The organism is Nonomuraea sp. NPDC052116 (genome assembly GCF_040680035.1).
Taxonomy (GTDB): domain Bacteria; phylum Actinomycetota; class Actinomycetes; order Streptosporangiales; family Streptosporangiaceae; genus Nonomuraea; species Nonomuraea angiospora_A.
Genome location: NZ_JBFAWA010000038.1, coordinates 99,813 through 121,601, shown reverse-complemented (window position 1 = coordinate 121,601; position 21,789 = coordinate 99,813). Strand labels below are relative to the sequence as shown.

The 21,789-nt window shown below is 66.1% G+C and carries 17 protein-coding genes and 3 pseudogenes; 10 read left to right on the top strand and 10 right to left on the bottom strand.

The genetic code is table 11. The features are described from left to right. Window positions 1-61: 61 nt before the first annotated feature. The gene (locus tag AB0L65_RS49680) at window positions 62-1,885 is read right to left on the bottom strand and encodes a hypothetical protein (protein ID WP_364261674.1); all 1,824 of its coding nucleotides are present in this window, start codon (window positions 1,883-1,885) and stop codon (window positions 62-64) included. 1,770 nt (window positions 1,886-3,655) lie between these two features. Further along, window positions 3,656-3,871, bottom strand: a complete 216-nt coding sequence (locus tag AB0L65_RS49675; protein WP_364261671.1) for a hypothetical protein — start codon at window positions 3,869-3,871, stop codon at window positions 3,656-3,658. A gap of 168 nt (window positions 3,872-4,039) precedes the next feature. On the opposite strand from AB0L65_RS49675, the gene AB0L65_RS49670 reads away from it, so the two are divergent. Together AB0L65_RS49670 and AB0L65_RS49665 are read left to right on the top strand one after the other, a co-directional pair. After that, window positions 4,040-4,945: a helix-turn-helix transcriptional regulator gene (locus AB0L65_RS49670; RefSeq protein ID WP_364261668.1), complete on the top strand. Its 906-nt coding sequence runs from the start codon at window positions 4,040-4,042 to the stop codon at window positions 4,943-4,945. Between the two features lie 218 nt (window positions 4,946-5,163). Continuing rightward, window positions 5,164-5,673, top strand: a complete 510-nt coding sequence (locus AB0L65_RS49665; protein ID WP_364261665.1) for a hypothetical protein — start codon at window positions 5,164-5,166, stop codon at window positions 5,671-5,673. 261 nt (window positions 5,674-5,934) lie between these two features. Here the strand turns inward: AB0L65_RS49665 and AB0L65_RS49660 are convergent, their stop codons facing one another. Next, window positions 5,935-6,477: a hypothetical protein gene (locus AB0L65_RS49660; protein ID WP_364261662.1), complete on the bottom strand. Its 543-nt coding sequence runs from the start codon at window positions 6,475-6,477 to the stop codon at window positions 5,935-5,937. A gap of 3 nt (window positions 6,478-6,480) precedes the next feature. Between AB0L65_RS49660 and AB0L65_RS49655 the strand changes: the two genes are divergently transcribed. The 3 genes from AB0L65_RS49655 (at window position 6,481) to prfH (ending at window position 8,931) form a co-directional block, all read left to right on the top strand. Continuing rightward, complete coding sequence (locus AB0L65_RS49655) at window positions 6,481-6,873, top strand: hypothetical protein (RefSeq protein ID WP_364261659.1); 393 nt, start codon at window positions 6,481-6,483, stop codon at window positions 6,871-6,873. 265 nt (window positions 6,874-7,138) lie between these two features. Then, entirely contained in the window at window positions 7,139-8,326 is a 1,188-nt protein-coding gene (locus tag AB0L65_RS49650) for an RNA ligase RtcB family protein (RefSeq protein ID WP_364261656.1), read from the top strand. Then, entirely contained in the window at window positions 8,323-8,931 is a 609-nt protein-coding gene (prfH, locus tag AB0L65_RS49645; protein WP_364261653.1) for a peptide chain release factor H, read from the top strand. The genes AB0L65_RS49650 and prfH overlap by 4 nt, the downstream gene beginning before the upstream one ends. Before the next feature lie 239 nt (window positions 8,932-9,170). Here the strand turns inward: prfH and AB0L65_RS49640 are convergent. Next, window positions 9,171-9,958, bottom strand: a pseudogene (locus AB0L65_RS49640) (IS5 family transposase). A 139-nt stretch (window positions 9,959-10,097) separates the two neighbouring features. Between AB0L65_RS49640 and AB0L65_RS49635 the strand changes: the two are divergent. Continuing rightward, window positions 10,098-10,691 (top strand): hypothetical protein, encoded by a 594-nt coding sequence (locus AB0L65_RS49635; RefSeq protein WP_364261650.1) that lies wholly within the window; start codon window positions 10,098-10,100, stop codon window positions 10,689-10,691. 133 nt (window positions 10,692-10,824) lie between these two features. Here the strand turns inward: AB0L65_RS49635 and AB0L65_RS49630 are convergent. The 4 genes and pseudogenes from AB0L65_RS49630 to AB0L65_RS49615 all read right to left on the bottom strand — a co-directional run. Continuing rightward, window positions 10,825-11,271: pseudogene (locus tag AB0L65_RS49630) on the bottom strand (integrase core domain-containing protein); the annotation flags it as partial. Window positions 11,272-11,338: 67 nt separating this feature from the next. After that, window positions 11,339-11,989, bottom strand: a pseudogene (locus tag AB0L65_RS49625) (DDE-type integrase/transposase/recombinase); the annotation flags it as partial. A gap of 79 nt (window positions 11,990-12,068) precedes the next feature. Next, window positions 12,069-12,287, bottom strand: coding sequence for an EF-hand domain-containing protein (locus AB0L65_RS49620; protein WP_364261647.1), 219 nt, complete (start codon window positions 12,285-12,287; stop codon window positions 12,069-12,071). A 301-nt stretch (window positions 12,288-12,588) separates the two neighbouring features. Beyond that, on the bottom strand, window positions 12,589-13,467 hold the full coding sequence (locus tag AB0L65_RS49615; RefSeq protein ID WP_364261644.1) for a phosphorothioated DNA-binding restriction endonuclease: 879 nt from the start codon (window positions 13,465-13,467) through the stop codon (window positions 12,589-12,591). Window positions 13,468-13,531: 64 nt separating this feature from the next. Between AB0L65_RS49615 and AB0L65_RS49610 the strand changes: the two genes are divergently transcribed. Further along, window positions 13,532-16,615 (top strand): DUF3427 domain-containing protein, encoded by a 3,084-nt coding sequence (locus tag AB0L65_RS49610; protein ID WP_364261641.1) that lies wholly within the window; start codon window positions 13,532-13,534, stop codon window positions 16,613-16,615. Window positions 16,616-16,628: 13 nt separating this feature from the next. On the opposite strand, the gene AB0L65_RS49605 is transcribed toward AB0L65_RS49610, so the two are convergent. Beyond that, window positions 16,629-17,147 (bottom strand): hypothetical protein, encoded by a 519-nt coding sequence (locus tag AB0L65_RS49605; protein ID WP_364261638.1) that lies wholly within the window; start codon window positions 17,145-17,147, stop codon window positions 16,629-16,631. Between the two features lie 61 nt (window positions 17,148-17,208). Next, the gene (locus tag AB0L65_RS49600) at window positions 17,209-17,466 is read right to left on the bottom strand and encodes a DUF4190 domain-containing protein (RefSeq protein ID WP_364261635.1); all 258 of its coding nucleotides are present in this window, start codon (window positions 17,464-17,466) and stop codon (window positions 17,209-17,211) included. A 157-nt stretch (window positions 17,467-17,623) separates the two neighbouring features. Here AB0L65_RS49600 and AB0L65_RS49595 point away from each other — a divergent pair, with 157 nt between their 5' ends. The 3 genes from AB0L65_RS49595 to AB0L65_RS49585 all read left to right on the top strand — a co-directional run bounded on the left by AB0L65_RS49595 (window position 17,624) and on the right by AB0L65_RS49585 (window position 21,742). Beyond that, a complete protein-coding gene (locus AB0L65_RS49595; protein ID WP_364261632.1) occupies window positions 17,624-19,030 on the top strand; it encodes a hypothetical protein in 1,407 nt (468 codons plus the stop codon). A 126-nt stretch (window positions 19,031-19,156) separates the two neighbouring features. After that, window positions 19,157-19,549 carry a hypothetical protein gene (locus AB0L65_RS49590; protein WP_363970472.1) on the top strand — a complete coding sequence of 131 codons (393 nt, stop codon included), beginning with the start codon at window positions 19,157-19,159 and terminating at the stop codon, window positions 19,547-19,549. Window positions 19,550-19,666: 117 nt separating this feature from the next. After that, a complete protein-coding gene (locus AB0L65_RS49585) occupies window positions 19,667-21,742 on the top strand; it encodes a DUF4132 domain-containing protein (protein WP_364261629.1) in 2,076 nt (691 codons plus the stop codon). Window positions 21,743-21,789: the final 47 nt, after the last annotated feature.

The window sequence follows — 21,789 nt, the reverse complement described above, 5'->3', positions numbered from 1 at the left end:
ACATTCGAATCCTCCAGGGCGGGCTAACCACGTTCGTACAAGCTGCCCACGACCAGCGCAACTAACGCTCGCTGGCAATGACGACGAGCTCGGCTCCCTGACTGGTCACGGATCCCCGCACGCCATTCAAGAGGGTTTCGAGAAGGCTGAGCCGGAAGCTCTCTTCCATCAGGCTCAGACTTCCGGCTCGCTGGTACAGCACCTTGCTCAGGTGAGGTTGGACAATGACCACTCGGGCCTCAGCCCTTGGGCTCCGGTGGCTGAGGGCGTCGAGCAGGTCCCCTCTGCCATCCACGCGGACGCCATCCACCCACGTAGCAGGGCGTGGCGCCGGCGACGACTCGAGCCTGTCCCGCAGTCGGGACGGATCGAGGTTGATCAGATTCTTAACCGCCTGACTCGTCACGATCTCGTATGGCCCCACTGCAATGCGGCGTGACGGGGCGCTGGTCTTAGCAGCCTTAACATGGATCAGGCTCAAGATGCCTTCGCTGTCGATGTGCAGGAAGTCTGCGATCTCGCCGGGTCCGTCATCACAGGTCAGCAAGCCAGATGAGTAGGTCTTGACCACCCAGCCGAAGAGTGAGAGGTCGCCGGCCAGTCCCACCCTGCTGTGGATCTCCGCCGGTGACGAGCCGATCGGCTTCTCGCGGGTGATCTCGTAGCCAGTGAAGTCGGCCCACTGCCAATGATGGAAGGCATGCGGTTGCACTTGCCGTTGGAAGATGCTTCTTCCGTCGATCATATGGCCCGATTCGTAATAGATCCTGACGAGTTGGTCGCTGTACTGCAGCGCATCTAGGACTCGCCGGACCTCAGGCAGACTCGTGGGCTCGTTGTGAAACCCAAACCGTACTTTAACAACGCCAGATTCCAGCTGTACAACTCCTTGGAGCGTTCCACAATGGGCGCCTTCGAGGCCTACGTCTACAACGAAGTCCGCCGAATCGCGCTGCCCGCGCACCTCGAGGAGAGCTCGCTCCAGCAGCTGTGCCGCATTGATTAGTTCGTCATGGGCACCGAGCGCCGATGACAGTTCGTCGGGAGATATGGTGGCGAGATCGAACGCGCCGTAAACGCCCGACAGGTCATAGGACTGAACGGCCAAGATGGGAAAAGGGCGATCGAGCTCGGCGCCAGCGTTGATCGTCTCCTCAAGAAGCCGAAGGGCTTCTAGAGCCATCTTAACGAACTCATCGAAGTCACTAGTGCCCCTTGCCCAGATGAGAGCGTTACTCGGCGTTGTTCCGATGCTGCCATTGAGCGCCTGGCGAGAATCCTCGGGTGGCAGGCTGGCTCGAGCGGAGGAGAAGGCGAACGAGCTGTCCTCCAACGGGTTCAGGGCGTCCTGGAGGCGTTGGCCGCTGAGGTTCTTGGTGTCGGGACGGGTAGTCCGCCGAGTGTGCGTCCCTTGCAGCCACAGCCCTCGGGCCTCTCCCTGAAGCAGCGCCCCTTGAAATACCTCCGGCGGGACTCGGACGAAGGGCGGGATCGGTGGGCGGGTAAGCCACCGCTGCAGCCGACCCTTGAGATAGTTATCGCAGTAGACTGCTACAAATTCCTTGTACGTGAGCGCAAGAGCAAGTGAATACCTAGTGTCAACGAATCCGATTTGGTCATTCGCCCAACTCGGCCGGGAATCCTGTCGGTAAATGAAACCGTCCACGCGGTAGGGCATAGAGTCGTCCGCTGCCGCTATGCCGTCGGCGACAATAACCGGCTGCTCCCTCCCTGAACGTTGAACTGGAGCCTTGAGAAAATCTATGAGCTGCGATATTGCCCGCTGCTTATCCCTAGCCGTGTTCCGGAGAACAATGATCGAGAAAAACGGTCGAAGCCATTCCGGTCGAATCGCAGGAAGGGGGTTTTCGTCGAGCATCGCCATGAGCCGAAGCTAATCGCCCTGTCGCCCGCTCGCTAGCCATCGAATAGATGATTGATGAAAATGTAATCCAGATAGCAAGCAAATCTTATTTAGTTGCACTATCTCATTAAATGTTACAGGATGGGCGTGCTTGGTAGGATTATCAACGGGCCTGGAGCACTCTTCGGGCGGGTGAAATAGTTGCACACGCTGACAGGTCGTGATCTTCGGTCTGCTCACCAGGAGCTGCCCGCGAGACGATCGGCACGTTCGATTACAGCCAGGCGCGAACGCAGAGATCAGCGACCTGACGGGGCGAACATACCTAACCCCTCAGGCGGCGTGACCGCACGCTGTGTGGGTGGCTACGGCAGCCGGCACGGGAAGTGTGCGGAAGGATCAAGCGGGCAGGACGAGTCAACCACCGCTTCTCAGCAGGTCAGCGCGTAAAGCGGAACAAGCTCAGCTCAACGACGCGGAGGCAGGACTGTTCTGAGCGCGCTGCCGTAGCTGTATACAACGGCTGTGCAGACACCTCATAGGCCCACCTGGGTCATCCCAGAGGGCCTATGACCTGGAGCGCGACCGAGAGGACTCGAGCCTCTAACCTTTTGATCAGTGGAGCGAAGCGAAGGTTAGGTAGTGACGTGGTAGCCACCCTCATTGGGTGCAGGGACATGCGCGGGATGATCTTGCAGATGGAGCAAGCGGCACGAAGCATTTAGGCAGGTCAGAGCACGCACATCAACAGCACAGCCACCGCTCTCCTAAAGCGGGTGCCGCAGGTTCGAATCCTCCCGGGGGCACTCTTCTCCACCAGGCATTTCGACCTCCGACCTGCGGCTTCCCAGTCGCAGGTCTTTTGCTTGTCAGGCCCTTGGCAAGCCGCCGAGGGTGCCCGTATGCAGCCGTAGGTCCGTGATCACGGGATACATACGGGATAATCTTGGCGATGTTTTATCAGGTCAGCCCGCCAGTTCGGGTCGCTTTGAGCCTCCCAGCAACCCAAACGATCATGGGGTTGCGGCGGTCGGCAGACAGATGGACCTTGCTGATCAACCCACCCCGTGAGCGGCCCGACCCTGCCACGCTCAGCCACCCCCTTGGCCATCGCCATAATTGCAGGCGTCGCACCGTGCCTGGCCCCCGCCTTGGCCTGGCTTCTACGCTGGGGAGTTTGCTCCTTCTGCATAGCCTTCCCAACGGCCGCCTTCTCCAGCTCCTGCAGCAGCTAAGGATCGACAGCCATTCCTGCGGCGTGGTGGTGGGCACGGGCCGTCGCCGAGTCCATGCTGACCAGGCCGCAGCCTGCCTCCCCCTGCGGCGGCCACACCGATCATGGCTTCCATTAGCCTGTCCACGGACGCCCGCGGTCGCCCACAACCGGAACCGGTCGTAGACGGTGAACCACGAGCCGTACTGGACCGGCACCTCCCGCCAGGAACCGCCGTTCCAAAGCGCCACATCACTGCGTTGACTGCAGTCGCGGATCAGGGATGGCCCCACTCACTTAACGGCAGCCAAGGCTCGACCAGGGCCCATCCAGCATCGGCGAGGTCCGCATATGCCATACCCAGTGCCATACCAGGCCTGTACAGCACCGCGCAGGAGAACCGAGAACCTCGTGATCCGAATGAGCACGCCGTAGCACCAAGGGGACCGATTCGGGAGGCGGGAGCCTGCCAACCTGAGCCGTATTCTCCAGCTCCCCGGGCCGTTTGGGCGGGCGCCTCCGCCCGACCGAATCCAGCGGCAAGCGGCTTGCCTGCTCGTCGACACACCCCCGCTCCATCAGTTCCCGAGGATCTTCACCAGCAGCGTCACCACGGCCACGCTGATTCCAACGGGAACGGCGAGCGTCGGCTGCACTGCGACTGTCACACCGATCAAGACCGCGGTGACGATGATGAGCAGCGCGCGCGAGCTCAGTAACGGCCGAGACTCGGCGGCGTCAGATTGGGACTCCGAACTGTTCTCTTGCGCGCCCATGACGACCTCGACTTCCATGCAGGTAGTGCATCGATGGGGCAGGCCCTTTGGGGCCGAGTAGCATACGCATCATCATGGATGCGCGCGCGTGCAGATGCAAGTGCGTTATGCATATGCATCCGGCGCCGTGTAGAGCACCCCGTAAGATGCTGGTACTCCGCTTGCGAGCTGATGACGGGAGCATTCATGGGCGAACCGGCGGGCCAGGAACCCGGCGTGACCATGGATAAGGGAGGTCCCCCTCTCGGCAGCCCTGCGGTGCTGCGCATCCTGGTCGGCTCCCAATTGCGTCGACTTCGCGAGGCCAGGGGCATTACCGCCGACGAGGCCGGATATGCGATCCGCGGCAGCCAATCGAAGATCAGCCGACTGGAATCGGGACGCATCAGCTTCAAGCAGCGCGACGTTGCGGATCTGCTCATCCTGTACGGGGTGACCGACCAAGCCGAGCGCGAAGCTTTGCTCACCATGGCGCGACTGTCGAACGCGCCCGACTGGTGGCAACGCTATTCCGATGTCATCCCTGGCTGGTTCCAGCCCTACCTAGGTCTAGAGGAGGGGGCCTCGGCTATTCGCAATTTCGAAGCCATACATGTCCCGGACCTGCTGCAGACTCGGGAGTACGCCAACGCGCTTGGGATAATCGGTCAGGTGGACATCCCGCCGAGCGCACGAGAGCGCCGGGTCGACTTCACAGCGCGGCGTCAACAACTCCTTCGGCAACCGCCGGCCCCGCTCCTATGGTTCCTGATCGACGAAGCCGTCCTGCTACGCCAGGTGGGCGATCAAGAAATCATGTGCGCCCAACTGGAACATCTCATCGAAGTCAGCAGTATCCCGAATGTGACCGTACGGATCCTCCCGTCTGCCGCTCCTCGTAGAGAAGGCGGCCCATTCTCAATCCTCAGATTCGCGGACGCCTCGTTGCCCGACGTTGTGTTCATCGAACACCTCAACCAGGCCCTCTACCTCGACAAAGAGGCAGACGTATACCTTTACAGGAAGGAATTCGAGAGACTCTGCCTGGCTGCCCATGACCTCACCAATAGCCAGCGCGTCATTCGTGAAGCGATCGCCAGTCTAAGCGGTTGAGGAAATTCATGCTCGTCGCGCTTGACGCGAAGCATTGACGATGGCCAGGCAGCTGTTATGGTCCGCCTACCATTGAACCCTTTTCATCCTCACGCGCTCTGCCCGAGGTGGTGGTTTTGAAGGACGGCAACGGCCCTTGCACAGGTGGCCGGCCTTGGAAGGGCTAGTGTCAGCCTGCTGAAGTCGCTGTTTATCACGCCCGGCAGAAGAGAGCCAACATGAGCGAGGCCCTTTCCGGCTTAATTGGAGTCCTGGTGGGCTCCGTCATCACGGCAATCGTGACAATCTATGCAGAACATCAGAAGGGCAAGCGCGAGGCAGCGCAAAGCGAACGACAGCACGAGCGCGAACGCCGATCAGCACGCGACACGTTCCAGAGGGACAGCATCCTCACGCTTCAGACCGCGGTAGCTGATCTGATCAAATCGGCGTACGAGGAACTCGACAGGGTCATCGCCATTGCGAAAGAGACGGGGCAGTGGCCGGCCCGGCAATGGGAGACACCTACGGCTGTCGGATGGTCCACGGCTTTGGTGCTGCTGAAGTCATCCCGGGCGCGAGTCTTCAACGAAGAGATCCGCTCGCTGGCCAAGGAGCTCCAAAAAGCAGCCGGGGACTCGATCTGGGCCAAGAGCATGGATGAGGCAGAACAGCACAGCAAGCACCTCGAACCACTGCTCGACCGCTTCAATGATGCGGTCGCACGAACGCTGCCTTCGCTCTACTGACGTCGTAACCGTGACGCGGCGTCGAGCCCGCGATCAGGGGTTGTGCAGAGTTTTCCGCCTGCCTTGATACTTGTCCCCCGGATCGGCTGTCATCGGAGAGAGGAATCTGCTTCTGCAGGTCCATTAGCCGCCTGGATCATGCGTAACCTCCACTCAACCCGAGGCACACCAGAGCCTCCATCAGGTCCGGAGCGGTTCAATCGTCCACCGTGGATATCCGCTATGCCTGGTCCGCATGACGGCCGGCGCTGCTCAGGTCGCTCAGATGTGACCGCCGGTCCTCTCCCCGGAGGCCAACCCCTGGAGTATCTCGATATCGGCGATGTCCTTCTGCCGCCACGGCCGGCCGTTGCGCAGGTGCGGGAACTGCTCCTTCATGGCGAGCATGCCGGAGACGCTCATGGCCAGCACCGGCGTGCCATCGAGTATCACGGGCTCGTCGCCGAAGGATCCTGGCGGGAACAGCCAGTCGGACCATCGCCCCAGGGGCTGACTGAACGATCCGTCCGGCCACCGGTCAAAGTAAGCGGTGCTGAACGGCACCTCGTCCAGCGTGAACTCGCAGGCCTCCTCTGGCGGCTGAGTCGTCAGAGCCGTGGCGCCGGCTCCTACGAGCACCGCCTTCGACCGCTCGGCGTGAATACGCTCAACCCAGAATTCAACGTCGCCGTGCTCGCGCGTGATCCGGCCGATCCTCGCATCGAGTCCCCAGCCTCCGAACAGCCACGCTGAGATATCGACGGCCTGCATGACCGCGATGACCTTGCGGATAACACGCAGTTGCCCTTCAGCCTTCTCGTCCATGGTTTGATCCTGCCATCCAGGGTGGAATGCCCGCCCTCGCTCGATGCTGCCAGGCTCCGGGGCTATCTGGATTCCGCCGCCGCCCACGGCATCAGCGCACTCGACACCATTGAGGGCAAGTCCTGGCTACCGCCGCTCCCCGCGCTCGCCTGGCACCAGATCACGGGGCCCTATGAATGGACGCTACGAACGGCCCCGATGGTCTGCTCTCTCCACGATCGCTTCTCCTCTTCGGCGGAGGATCCTGAGGCGGCCCGTAGTCCTCAAATTTCATCAGCCACGCTTGTCCAGAAACCACATTGGTTACGTACCCGCTGGCGCTTCCCCATTGCCCTGGATAAGGTCCCGCTCAATATCAGGCATGCGGCAATCATGCCCGCGCTGACGCCTGGATGAGAGGCCGCGAATCGCGGCATGAGAATCTACTCATCCGCCATGGTCTCAGCGTGTCAACCGCAGCGCACCCGGACGTCGTTGAGTGAGGGTGCGTGCAGGCGTACAAGCCCGTACGGCCCGAAAATCGCTTGCCTTGCGTGGCGGGCTCAGAGGAATGTGGTGTCCATGATGCTCTGACGGACGCACCCCGCTATTTGTGATGCCGCGGCGCCGACTCGCGCCGTGATGCCGCCCGCCCATAACCTGTTCAGCGAAGAGAGCGTCTTTGTCTCAACAACACTCCCGGCAGGAGTTCCTGCCGGCGTCCACGTCGGCCAGCGTCACCGTGTTCGCCTCCCCCACGAGCTGGATCGAGTCCGATGCCGTCGCGCAGTGCCATCAGGTGGCCGCCCTCGACGGGATGATGCACGTCGCCGCCATGCCGGACCTGCACCCCGGTAAGGGCGCTCCCATCGGTGCCGCCATGGTGTCGACCATCTTGTATCCGTTCCTGGTGGGCTCCGACATCGGTTGCGGCATCGCCGTGTTCCCCGTCAAGCTCAAGCGGGCCGTACCCGAGAAACTTGCCGCCCGGTTTCCCGATCTCGATCGCGCGCTGCATCCTGAGCAGGATGCCGATGATCCTGCCTGGGCCGTGGTGAAGGGTGATATTCCGGCTGGGTACGTTGAGGGCCTCGGGACGGTCGGCCGGGGGAACCACTTCGTCGAGCTGGCACGGATCGGGACCATTTTCGAGCCGGACCACGCGAGCCGGCTCGAACTCGCCGCCGGTGACCTGGTTCTCATCGTCCACAGCGGTTCCCGAGGGCTGGGCGAACGGATCCTGCGGGCGCACACCGAGGTCCATGGTGCGGGCCCCGCCCCTGATCCCGGTGCTTATCTGGCGATGCATGACGACGCCGTACGCTGGGGATCGCTCAATCGGCGGCTGCTGGCCGCCCGGGTCGCCCATGCTCTGGGGTTCGAGCCCACCGAGCCGATCGTCGACCAGTGCCACAACCTGGTCGAGGTCCGCGACGGGATCTACCTGCACCGCAAGGGGGCGGCGCCGGGTGACGGCCGCGACGTGCTCATCGCCGGTACGCGAGGCACCCCGTCCTACCTCGTGGCCGGTCACGCCGGGCCGGACGCCGGCCATTCTGTGGCGCACGGCGCGGGCCGCAAGATGTCGCGTGCGGACGCTCTGCGCCGGGGGCGGGCCAAGCACACGGTCGAGGAGCTGCGCCGTACGCCGATGGGGTCGTTCGTGGTGTGCGGCGACCGGCAACTGCTCTTCGAGGAGGCGCCGACGGCCTACAAGCGCATCGAGCAAGTGATCGCCGATCTCGTCGACCATGGCTTGGCCACGCCCGTGGCCACCACGATTCCTTTGGTCACCTACAAGACGCCCGACCTCGGGTCGGCGCCCCAGAGGGAGCACCGGGAGCAGCGCCGCAAGCGGGGGCGGCCGTGAGCGTCCACCTGCTGCTGTCGGCCGGGCGCGGCCCGCAGGAATGTGCCTGGGCGTTGGCCCAGCTGCTGCACCGCATGGAAACTGACGCCACCCGGCAGGGTCTGGAGACCCATCGGGCCCAGACTGTTCCCGGTGATCGGCGCGGCACTTATCGATCGGTCCTCGTCCGGATCGCAGGTGATGGCGCCGAGGCGTTCGCCGCGTCGTGGACCGGAACTCTGTGCTGGCAGGCTCCCAGCCCGTACCGGGCCAGCACCGGCAGAAAGAACTGGTACGTCATCGCTGAGCCGTGCCAGGTCGACGCCCCGCATACGACGTTCGCGGAAGCGGACGTTGACATCGTCGCCTGCCGCACGGGCGGCCCTGGCGGTCAGCATCGGAACAAGGCCAGCACGGCCGTACGGGCGACCCACCGGCCCACGGGGATCGTCGTCGTGGTCGACACCGAGCGGCAGTTCAGCCTCAACCGCCGCATCGCCATGCGGCTGCTGCGACAGCGCGTCGAGCACGGCGACGAGGTGGCGGGGCGCGCCGTCACCACCGCCCGCTGGCGCATCCACGATGAGCTCGTACGCGGCAACCCCACCCGCATCGAACGCCCGTAAACGTCGGAGCAGGATCTGGCCCCGCAGGCGCAGACGGCGGCAATCCACCCTGATCACGCCCATCGTGAAGGGAGGATCGCATCAGTCGACATGAGGTCGGTGGGGCAAAAGCGTGCAGTGCCGCCCATGACGGGTTCTCCCCGTGTCACCGCACCAGCCCATATGACACAACAGCGGCGATGGTTCAGGGAGAGGACGGAATTCGTCGCAGGAGCACCACCGCACAGCCCCGAGAGCTGCTAACGCAACGAGGTGAGGCGTCGCCAGCAGATGAGGGGGCAGGCCAGCTTGAGGAATGCCTCGTGGATGTCGGCCCGGACTTCCCAGCGGATGCGCAGACGTCGGAAGGCGTGCAGCAGGGCGAAGGTCTGCTCGACGATGTAGCGGTGTTTGCCGCCTGCCGGAGCCATGTGCGGTGCCATGGCGGGCGATCAGTGGGCGGATCTGTAGTTCGCGCGCCAGGCGCCGATACTTGTCGTGGTCGGAGCCCAGGCCGGCGAGCACGACGTCGGGGCGCTGGCGGGGGGCCGCCGCGCTCGCCGCGTACCTTCGGGGTGGCCTGCAGGAGCGGGATGAGCTGGGTGACGTCGTTGCGGTTGGCACCGGTGAGGATGACGGCAAGGGTGGTGTCGATGATCAGGTGGTGCTTGCGGCTGGCCTGTCCGCGATCGACCGGAGACGGGCCGGTCTGCGGCCCCCTTTTAACGCCCTGATCTGGGAAGAGTCCACTGCGGCCCGGGAGAGGTCGAGCGTGTCCGCCGGGCGCAGGCGGTCCGGCATCACCTCGTGCAGGCGCTGCCAGATGCCGGAGGCGTTCCACTCGGCCAGGCGTCGCCAGCAGGTCATGCCCGACCGTATAGCCCCGCTCTTGTGGCAGGTGCTGATGCCGGTTGCAGGACGAACAAGATGCCCTGTAACGCAAGCCGGTCATGCAGCCGCTTGCGTCTCGGATGGCGGAAGCGCCGCTGACGCTGGGGCAACAGCGGCTCGATCACGCCCACAGCTCGTCCGGCTTCAGCTTCGCCACCCGCGCTCCCTCTCGCACGGCTCCAGCGAGAGATCAAAGCACATCAAAATCATTCTGTTAGGACTTCTTAGAAGGCGCCATGGAAGATCTTTTGGTCTTCTCCTGACCGTTTGTTTGACGACCCCCCACACTGAAGGCCGTGACGAACGATCTCACCGACGCGTGGGACCGCCTGGTTCCTCTCCGCCGGCTTTACCAGGTGGCGGCCCTGCTCAACATGCCGCGCCTGGATGAGAGCGCCGCGCGCGAAGACGCGCCGCAAATCAACCAGCAGGCGGTGCTGTACGCCGGCATCGCCGACTGGGCTCGACTATCGGCCCAGGCGGCCGAACAACTCGGCAGGCCGGATGCGGCCAACACTGCCGATGAATATACCTACCTTGTCGAATACACCGACCAGCACGCCAAAGGCTGGCACCCCGCTCCCAGCGAGCACTCCCAGGGAATCATCCTGGCCGACACGGCCGAGGCGGTCGCGCAAACCGTACTCACTTACTACGTCACTCACCTGGCCGAACACCGCGACGACTACCAACTGTGGCTAGTCGACTCGCTATCCCTGCGCGTGAGTGTGTGGCACGTGAACACCGCCGCGGCGCACCCCTGCGGCCGCCACTCCAGCTATCCCTTCTCAGCGCACACGTTCAAGAACGCGATGATTCTTCCCCACGCCGTTGAGATCCGCATGCCTGTCCAAATACACCGGTTCATGAACCACTACATCGCCCCGTAATTGAGAGCCGGAGTCATGGAAACGACGTAACCCCTGCCCCTATACGGCTCGAGCTCTCCCAAAGCGGGTGCCGCAGGTTCGAATCCTGATCGTTCAGGGTTGTGATGTCTCAGGACATCGGAAACCCTCGAACTTACGGGTTCGGAGGTTTCGTCTTGTTGGGGTTTGCCTGGGGTTGGTAGTCGCGGGTGGGGTCGATGGTCAGCTCGCGCAGGAGTTCTCCGGTGATGGCGTTGACGACGCGGACGTGTAGATCGTCGACCAGGAGGATGACGTGGGTTCGCCCGATGCCGATGTGGTGCGGCCGGCCGTCCAGGCGCAGAGTGACCACTCCCGAGGGGTCGATGCGGTCGTGACGTACGCGAGCGTGGGTTTCGGCGTCGCGGCTGCCGGCGGGCAGGGCCTTGGGTGAGGCGGCGTAGACGGCTGCCGGGGTGGCGCGGTGCGGCAGGGATCGGTGCGGGCGGTGGTGGTTGTAGGCGTTGCAGAAGCGGTCGAGAAGCGCCCGCAGGGCGGCGAGGGTGGTGGGCTGGGCGCGTAGCCGGTTCTTCATGGTCTGCTGGAAGCGCTCGACTTTGCCGCAGGTGGTTGGGGGTGGAGTTCTTCTGCTGGACGTGTAGGCGGCGTAGTTCGTGTTCGAAGGCGTTGCGGCCGCCGCGGCCGCCGGCCAGGCGGGTGGTGAAGCCCATGCCGTTGTCGGTGAGGGTGGAGGCTGGGACGCCGTGGGTGGCGACGGCCTGGCGGAAGGTGATCCGCACGATCGGCCCGGTGACGCGGGCGTGCGCGGTCACCGACAGGGTGTAGCGGGAGTGGTCGTCCAGCCAGGACAGGATCTCGGCGTCGGTGCCGTCGGTGAGTGGGTAGTGGGTGAAGTCGGCCTGCCAGGTCTCGTTCGGCTGCGCGGTCTGGAAGCGGATGTAGGACGAGCGGGGACGCCTCTTCGGCTCGGGCGTCACCAGGCCGTGCCGCGTCAGGCAACGGCTGATCGTGGCCCGCGACACCGTCCGCCCGTGATGTCGGCGCAGGTGCCAGACGATCGTGTCCGGTCCGGCATCCAACCCTTGCTCGGCGAGGTCCTTGCGCAGCCGGACGATCAACTCGACGGTGTCGGCGTCGATCGCGTTCGGCGAGGTGCGCGGCCGTCGCGAACGAGGCTCGAACGCCACCTCGCCCTCGGCACGGTAGCGGGCCACCAGCTTTGACACCCAGCCCTTGGACACCCCGTAGGAGCGGGCAATCTCTGCCTGGGACCGTCCCTCGACGACAACGGCGGTGATGACGACTCTGGCCTTGGACACGCCGCCCACGCTGTTGATCGCGATGGTTGCCCATGTCCTGAACCGGCACACTGATCGTTCTGGGTTGGCGAGCACGTCGTCACTTGTTCCAGGCCACCAGGAACTCCGCCAACGAGATACGTCCGTCCACGTCCCCGTCGTGCTCGTCCGAGACTTTGAAGATCGAGTCGAGCTCGGTGGCGGTGACCTGCTCGCCGCGCGCGTTCATGGCGAGCGCGAACTCCTCGCGCGTGATGTATCCGTCCCCGTCCCGGTCGAACTCCTGGAACGTGGCGGTCGGGTCGTCGAGATCTGGCATGGGTGACCTCTCATCGTGCGATTCATTCGATGTACTGGCAAAGCAACATCGAAGCACGAGCTTGTGTCCCCAGGCGAGGAATGACGGGGCGAAAAGCGCCGGTCGTGGCGCCGCATTTCGGATCCGCGACGGCAGGAAGTCGATCGAGCTGATCGCTACTGTCTGCTCGCACGAACCGGCGTAGATCGGACGTGCCGGGGTGACTGGCTGATCGTGAATAGGCAGCCGGGGAGCAAATCACGGCGTTGCGGACGCTGGGCTACAGGTTGTGGGTGCAGGTCCCGGGGTGTGGGGGGTGGTGTCAGCCGCGGGCGGGGGTGCGGAAGACCTGGCGGCTGTGCCAGCTGATGTGGTCAGGCTCCACCGCGTCCAGGCCGGGCTGGGGAGTTCGGGCGGGGTGGCCGGACAGGGAGAGGACCAGGTCGTGGGATGCCTGTGACCGGCCCACGAACCTGGCGGAGACGGCGATGGTGCGGTCGATGGTCAGGCCGAGGACTCCCTTGTCGAACAGTTTGTGGTGGATGGCGCACAGGCACAGCCCGTTGGTCAGGTCGTCGGGCCCGTCGAAGGCCCACCAGCGTACGTGTGCCGCGTCCAGCCCCACCGCCGCGCCGTCCAGCCAGCCGTCGTAGGAGCAGAACGCGCAGCAGTACTCGTACGCCATGAGCACCCGGTCGCGGAAGCCCGGGTCGCGGCGCAGGACCGGCGGTGTCCGGAGTTCCTCGCTGGCTTCCAGGTCGAGGCCGGTCAGCAGGCACAGGTCCGGGTGCAGGGACGGGGCGAAGTTGGCGTCCAGGAGGTGGCGGGCGATTCGCCCCAGCAGGCCGGGCTCCTCCGACAGGGCGCGGGCCAGGTCGGGGTGGAGGCGGCCGGCGGCCTGGCTGTCGCGAAGGCGGCCCAGCTCCGGGCCCGGGCTGCCCGGGCCGTGGCGGGTGTCGACCAGCCAGAGGCCGTCGTTCGTCAGATGGTGGAAGGGGTAGCCGGGGCTGGTGTCGCGGGGCGGGCCGTACTCCTTGAGCAGTTTCTTGAGCTCGGCCTCGGCGGAGCTGAACGTGATGGGCCGGTTGCCGTGCCGTTGGAAATGGCCCAGGGCGTACAGGAGGAGGAGCGGCTTGTGCGGTGCGCGCTCGCCGCCTCTGGTCCAGCGCCGGATCTCGGCGACCCGCTCGATCCAGTCCACGATCGGCCAGTGTAGAGCGATTATCCGCCTGTCGCGGTGGCCGGCCGCGTCCTATAGTCACCGAGTGAGCGATCTCCAGCCGGGCGTTTACCAGCATCTGATCACCCGTGAGCTGGACGCCCTGCTGCGCGCCGTTCCCGATCGCGACCTGGTCGACAGGCGGGCGCTGGACATCGCCGACTCCCACGAGACGCTGGCCCGGCATCTGGCCGCGCTCACCCGCCGGGCGCTGCGCTCCGTACGGGGCGAGAACGACGCGGTACGGCTGGCGCGGCAGGTGGAGATCGTCAACAAGGTCGCCGACCTCATCGGCGATCTGGTGCCCGAGGCCGCCTCGCCCGAGGAACTTCTGGAGGCAGCCGAGGAGTTGCTGGGCGTCGCCAGGAGCCGGGATCGGGATGCGGCCGGTCGGGTACGGTTCCCCGCGCGGCCCGTGATCCCCCTCACCGGTAGCGCGTTGCTGGTCAACGGCCGTGGGCAGCCGGAGATCGGCCATGAGCTCAAGCGCGAGCTGGCCTCGGCCGATCGGGTGGATCTGCTGTGCTCGTTCGTGAAGTGGAACGGCGTGCGGGTGCTGGCGGAGGCGATCGAGGAGTTCGTGGCGCGGGGCGGCCGGCTGAGGGTGGTGACCACCACGTACATCGGCGCCACCGACCGCCTGGCCCTGGACCGGCTGGCGGCCATGGGCGCAGAGATCCGCGTCTCCTACGACACGCGGATGACCCGGCTGCACGCGAAGGCGTGGTTGTTCCAGCGGGACAACGGCCTGTCCACGGCCTATGTGGGCTCCTCCAACCTGTCGCGCACCGCCCTCAGCCATGGGCTGGAGTGGAACGTACGCCTCGCTCAGGCCGAACAGCCCCATCTGATCGACACGTTCGCGGCCACGTTCGACGACTATTGGGGCGATCCGTCGTTCGAGCCCTACGATCCGGCGCAGGACGCCGAGCGGCTCGACCGCGCCCTGTCCGCCGAGCGGGCCGGAGGCCGGGCGGTCGTGCTCGACTTCGCGCATGTGGACGTCCGCCCGTACTCCTACCAGCGGGAGATCCTCGACGAGCTCGCCGCCGAACGGCAGATCCACGACCGGTGGCGGAACCTGGTCGTCATGGCCACCGGCACCGGCAAGACCGTGGTCGCCGCGCTCGACTACCGGCGGCTGCGTGCGGCCGGGCAGGCTGAGTCGCTGCTGTTCGTCGCGCACCGGAAGGAGATCCTGCGGCAGAGCCTGCTCACGTTCCGGCAGGTGATGCGGGACGAGACGTTCGGCGAGCTGTACGTCGACGGCGCCCGGCCGGAACAGTGGCGGCACGTGTTCGCCTCGGTCCAGACGTTGCACGCCAATCCGCTGCCGGAGCCGGACCGGTTCGACATGGTGGTGGTGGACGAGTTCCACCATGCCGAGGCCGCCACGTACCGGCAACTGCTCTCCGGCGTGCGGCCCAAGGTGCTCCTGGGGCTGACCGCGACGCCGGAACGCGCCGACGGGCAGGACATCAAGCACTGGTTCGACGGCCGGATCGCCGCCGAGCTGCGGTTGTGGGAGGCGCTGGAGCGCGGGCTGCTGGCCCCGTTCCAGTATTTCGGCGTCCACGACGGCACCGACCTGCGCCAGATCGGCTGGCGCCGGGGCCAGGGTTACGACCTCGGCCAGCTCTCGAACGTCTACACCGGCAACGACCGCCGCGCCGCCGTGGTGTTGGAGACGCTGCGGCGGAAGGTCGGCGAGGTCGGACGGATGCGGGCCATCGGGTTCTGCGTCAGTGTCGATCATGCCCGGTTCATGGCCGATCGGTTCACCCGGGCGGGGCTCCCGTCGGTGGCCGTGACCGTGCAGAGCCGGAACGACGAGCGTGATCAGGCGCTGCGTGACCTGAGGGAACGCCGGATCAACGCGGTCTTCACCGTTGACCTCTTCAACGAGGGCGTCGACGTTCCGGAGATCGACACCGTGCTCTTCCTGCGGCCCACCGACAGCGCCACCGTCTTCCTGCAGCAGCTCGGGCGTGGGCTGCGGCTGGCCGATGACAAGCCGTGCCTGACCGTGCTCGACTTCGTCGGCCATCAGCACAAGCAGTTCCGCTTCGATCGGCGCTATCGGGCGCTCACGGGCGCGAGCCGTACCGGCATCGCGCGGGAGATCGAGCGGGGGTTTCCGACGCTGCCCGCCGGGTGCGTGATCGATCTGGATCGTGACGTGCGGCGGCTCGTTCTCGAGAACGTACGGCAGGCGCTCAGCCTGAACTGGCGGGATCTGGCGCGCGAGCTCCGCGAGCTGGGGAACGTCAGTATGTCCGCGTTCCTGCGGGAAACCGGGCTCGACGTCGAGGACCTCTACCGCGGCCGCCGCCAGGGCTGGGCCTCCCTACGGCACGCCGCTGGCTTCGACACCGCGCCGCCCGACGAAGGGCTCGGACGGGCCTTCGGCCGGATGCTGCACATCGACGACGTTGAGCGACTCGCCTTACTGACTGAGGTGCTGGCCGGACGGACTCCGAAGTCGCCGAAGTCGCCGCGCGAGCTGCGACTGCTGGCCATGTTGGATGCGATGTTGTGGGGCGGCACCGAGCCCGTCTCCGGGATGGAAGCCCGACTCGCCCACCTCACCGGTGCTCGGGCCGCAGAGCTCGGAGAGCTGGCGGATTTGCTCCGGTCAAGGCTGCGTCACGTGGCTCCACCGCTGGACCCTGTCGTGCCGCTGCGCTTGCACGCCCGTTACAGCAAGAACGAGGTGCTCGCTGCTTTCGGCATCGACAAGCCTGCGCCCATCAGGGAGGGCGTCAAATACGTGCAGGAGCACCAGGCGGACCTGTTCTTCGCCACCATCGACAAATCCGTTGGTCGTTACTCCCCTACCACGCTCTACCAAAATCGGGCGATCAGCGAGGATCTCTTCCAGTGGGAGTCGCAGAGCCCCCTGCGGTCATCCACCCCCACCGCCCGCCGCTACGTGGCGGGCGAGTCCACGGCGCACCTACTCATCAGGAAGTCCAAGCGCGACGAAGGGCTCGGCACTCCCCCGTACACGTACGCAGGGCCGGTGCAGTACGTGAGCCACGAGGGCGAGCGGCCCATCCGCTTCGTCTGGCGCCTGGAACATCCGCTTCCACCCGAGGTGTTCCACTACGCCAAGGCCACCGCGGGCTGAGCCGCCGCGGGCGTCATGAGGCGAGCAGGTCGAAGTGGAAGCCGACGACCAGCCCGAGGAGGCTGATCACGCGCCACCACCCCAGGGACTTCGGATGCTCAAGCACCCAGGCCACGCCTTTGAGGGTGTTCTCGAACAGCTTGCTCCTGGCGGTCGAGATCGCCACCCAGCCGACGGCGAGGACGATCGTCGCGATCAGGACCGCCAGGGCGAGCCGGCCGCTGCCGAGCCCCATGGCGACGTCGACGGCGGCCGCCATGGAACCGGCGACGATCGCGCCCCCTCCCGTGGTCAAAGCTGTCAGCGTTCCCTGGGTGCGGGAGCGGGGGACGGCTCGGAGGCGTCCGCCGTATTCACGGATCCGTTCTGGACCGAGGATGTCGAGGACGACCGTCATCCCGCCGAGGAACGCGGCAATTTTCCCGAATCGCCCCCACCACAGCATGCCCAGGCCGTACATGGTGGAGTCCTGCAAGGCGCTGTTGCCCGAGAACCACATCTGCAGGGCGTCCAGATAGCCGATGTCTGCCACGGAGGGAGCGTAGAAGCGGCAGCGCTCGGACGGCCAGTAGACATCACGGGGGCTGCTCGGGTCAGAAGTTCCACAGGAGGATGGTCCACAGGATGAAGATCGTGGCGTAAATGGAGATGCCCACGTAGCCGAGGATCAGCGCCGCGATGGAAACGGCTCTTCCATTTCCGTTGAGATGATTCGCCCGCCAGAGGGCCATGTGTCCGAGTATCACCCCGGCCACGCTTGGTACGGCGAGCGTGACCAGCCCGAGGATCGAAAGGACCAGGGCGGCAATAGCCCACTGGTTCTTTGGCGCGGAAACTTCGATTGTTGACAATTTGGCACTTCCTAAGAGGGCTTATGGCTCCCGATAGTGGCGCCGGCGCAGGCGTTCGAAGTAGCCCAGGCCTACGAAGACACGCACAGTCGACCCCTTTCACGGGGGAAAGTAGAAATATCCTAATTCTCCGGTTGGTGTTGCGTACACTTCCTCCGTGATCGTGGGCGTAGAGCTGTTCTTTGTGGGTATTCCTGTGGCGTTAGCGGGCAGCTCGGTGCTCTTGGCGTGGGGGTCGGCCCGGCATGCCTATCTGAGATCGCGGTTCCTGTTGTGGGGGGCGGCTTCGGCGGCCTTCGGCCTCATGGTGATGGCCGTCATCGCCCGGGCGACGCACGAGGACAAGCACTATGACGACTTCGGGTCGGCTCTGCAGTCCTTGGCGGCCATCAACGGGGGTGCGCTGCTTCTCGCCGGGTTGGGGCCGTTGACTCCGTGGCTGCTGGGGGTCCTGCGGCGGCTCACCGCCCGGTTGTCGCCGGCGATCCGTCTGGCCGCCCGTGACGTGGCCCGCAACAGCCCTCGTACGGCTCCGCCGATCGCGATCACGATGGTGATGACCGCCATCGCGATCGCATGGATGATCGTCTCGGTCGCCGAGGCGGCGCAGACCAGGGCCGGGTACTTTCCCCAGGCTCGTTCGGGCGCGCTTGTCGTGGATGTCCGGTCGGATGACCCGGCGGTCTCACGGGCAGCCGTACAGCAGGAGTTGTCCGGGGTGCCCATCGCCCAGAGAGACGCTCCGAACCGACGCGGGCACTTCAGTCTGGAAGTCAAGGACCTGCCGGACACGGAGAGCATCGAACCGGAGGGGTTCATCGGCGACCGGGCGCTCCTGCGCTACCTCACGGGGGATCCGGACACGCCGTACGACGAGGGCACAGCCGTGGTGGTCACGCCCAACGACATCCAGGTGGACACGGTGACGATCTTCTACACCGACGACGACCAGGAGACAGAACTATCGAGCAAGTCCATCCCCGCGATCGCCGTCGAATCCGCCGACCCGTACGTGAACGAGCTCTTCATCCCGACGAAGGTCGTACGGGACCTGGGCCTTGGCCCCGAGCCCATCGAACTGATCGTCGATCCCTCAGCCCACCGGACGACCGAGGCCGAGCAGGAGCGGATCAACCAGCGATTGGGTGGCGACCTGAACACCTACGTCGAGCGGGAGTTCCAGGAATCGGCCGAATGGATGGGCAAGGTCGCGGCGGCAATCGTCGTGGCGGTCGCCGGCGCGCTGATCGCGGGCGGCCAGGCGGGCGCCGGTGGCCGGACGAGACGGGTGCTGCTGCGGGTCGGCGCCGGCTCGCCCCTGACTCTGCGGATGTTCGCCGCGGGTCGCGCAGGCTGGAGCATGCTCTGCGGAACGGCGCTGGGGACGTTCGCGGGGTGCGTCATCGGGCTGTTCCTGGCGTGGCCGATGACGGCCTCGATCGATTGGGAAGTTCTGCCGCGGGTGTCCTTCGAGACGCCGTGGTGGGCGATCGCCCTCCTGGCCGCCGGACTGCCGGTGCTCGCCGGGGTCATCGCGGCGCTGCCCAGGCCGCGACGTCCTTGACGGATTCAGCCCTCAGGGAAGACGGCGCGGGTCTCGGACAGCAAGCCCGCCGCCATCGGGGTTTCTGTCGTTCGCCGCTGCTATAGATTGCCGCACCGCCTGATCTTCATGGAAGCAGGGTGTCCGATGGCATCAGTGACGTTTCGCGACGAGACCGCGACCGGCCGGGCTCTGGAGGAGTTCTCCGTGCCCGAGCTGCCCGAGCGGATCTCGGCCCGGGAGCTGGTACGGCTGCGCGTACGCGAGGAGGTGGCCCGCTACAACGCCTCCCCCTCCCACCATTTCCGCGGTCTGGTCAAACCGACCGACGCCGAGGCCGAGCTGAACGGCTACCGGATGCGGAGCGCGCGCAGGCTGGACTGGGAGAAGCAGGCCGACACCGCCGAGGCCGCGTTCGCCCGCAACGGCTTCCTGCTGCTGGTCGGTGACCGGCAGATCCTGGATCTGGACGATGAGATCGACCTCATCGCCGACCCCGTCGTCTCCTTCGTCAAGCTCGTCCCGCTGGTCGGAGGCTGACGGAGGACGGCGGCATGTTGTCGATCCTTCTGTCCAAGGCGTTCCTGCCGGCCGCCGACGCCGCCATCCCCGACCCGTCCATCACCCGACAGATCCACTTCTGACAGGACCCACGGCATGCACCTCTCCCCCCTCGCGCAGCGCCTGCTCAATCTGATCAACGGGACCGCTGACGACCCCACGCGCTGGCCCGACGCCTCCCAGCTGAGCGTCGGGCTGACCGGCGTCGCCGGCTCGGCACCGGGGCGGTACGCGATCGACGAGCGCGCCAGGCAGCACCTGGTCGCGCCGGCCCGCGAGCTGGTCGGGTTCCTGATGCCGGAGGACGGGCCGTGGTCGTACGGACGCTTCCCCATGCTGGTGGCGGCGGGGCTGGCGGGCATGGACGCCGAAGTGAGCGCCCGGCTCGCCGAGAGGTGCGGGCCGATCGCGGTCGCCGAGACGGACATGCTGCTCGGCTGGGACGTGGAACGCCGGGCGCTGTTCGCCGAGGCGGCGCGGGTGCGGTGGGAGGAGCCGCTGCCCGGCGTGATCGAATGGCTCGACGCCCTGCCCGGCTACCCCGACTTCGCCCGGACGGCGCTGGAGGCGGCCGAGGCCCGTGTCGCGGCGATCCACACCGGTGAGATTCCCTACAAGGCGGAGAAGGCGTTCGGCGACGACGAGAAGTCGACCCTCGGCCGGGCCGTACGGCTGGCGCTCTACCGGGACGAGCCCTGGCTGCCCGGCCTGCTGGACCCGCTGGCGCGCGGGATCGCGGTGGCGCCCACCCGGGCCAAGACCCTGCCCTCCCAGGGGCTGCTGTTCGAGATCGCCCGCGCGGTGCGGGACCACCCGACGCCCGAGGCGATCTCCGCGCTGCGCGCCGCCCGCCAGGTCACCCGGCACGCCGGGGTGCCGAAGCAGCTGGATCGCATGTTCAAGCGCATCGAGCCCGCCCTGGCCGAGCGGCTGGAGGTGGCGTTCAGGCTGCCCGACGGGCGCGTACGGCAGGCGTTCGGCGAGCACACGGCGGTGATCTCGACCGACGGCGAGGTCGAGCTGTCGTGGTGGCACGGCGACAGGAAGCTGAAGACGGTCCCGGCGGCGGTCAGGCGGGAGCACCCGGACGAGGTCAAGCGGCTGCGCGAGCTGGCCAAGCAGACCATGCAGCAGCAGGTGACCCTGTTCAGGGCGCTGGAGGCCGGATACACCGGCGAGAAGGCCGCGCCCTACCGGCAGTTGGAGGGCCGCTCGGTCGTCGACCGGCTGATCTGGGAGTTCGAGGTCTCGCCCGGCGTGTGGCGCGGCGAGCTGGGGATGAGCGTGCCGGACGTGCCCGTACGGCTGTGGCATCCGGCCCGCGCGTCGGTGGAGAAGGTCCGCGCCTGGCGGGAGGTGGTGCAGGGCAAGGAGCTGCGCCAGCCGTTCAAGCAGGCCTTCCGTGAGGTCTACCTGCTCACCCTCGCCGAGGAGGAGACCGGGGTCCACTCCTTCCGGTTCGACGGGCACGTGGTCGACTACCGCAGGCTCCGGGCGCTGTTCAAACAGCGAGGCTGGCAGTCGCCCTTCCTCGGGCAGTGGGACGGCGGCTACGCGGGTGAGGCCCATCGGGTGCTGGCGAGCGGACGGTGGCGGGTGTACTTCGACCACGGCCTGTACGACGAGCACCACGCGAGCACCGGCCCGGTCCACTTCCAACGGCTGACCGAGGGCAGGTGGCAGCAGGCGCCGTTGACCGAGGTCCCCGCGCTGGTGTTCAGCGAGGCCATGCGGGACGTGGACCTGTTCGTGGGCGTCGCCTCGATCACGAGCGATCCCCAGTGGGCCGACCAGGGGCCGGACCACCTGCGGGACTACTGGCGGACGGGCTCGTTCGCGGCCCTGCCGCCCTCCGCCGAGGTGCGCCGTGACGCGCTGTCCCGGTTGATCGGACGTACGACCATCGCCGACCGCTGCACCATGACCGACCGTTTCCTGGTGGTACGGGGTGATCTGCGCACCTACAAGATCCACCTGGGGTCGGCGAACATCCTGATGGAACCCAACGACGCCTACCTGTGCATCGTCGCCGCAAGAGCCCCCCAGGCCGGGCTGTTCCTTCCGTTCGAGGAGGACGGCCGGTTGGCGCTCATCCTCAGCAAGGCCTTCCTGCTGGCGAACGACACCGCCATCACCGACCCCTCCATCACCCGCCAGCTCCGGGCGATATAGTCTACGCGTAGATAGTCTGCGCACGGATCAATGCCTTCAGGAGGAAC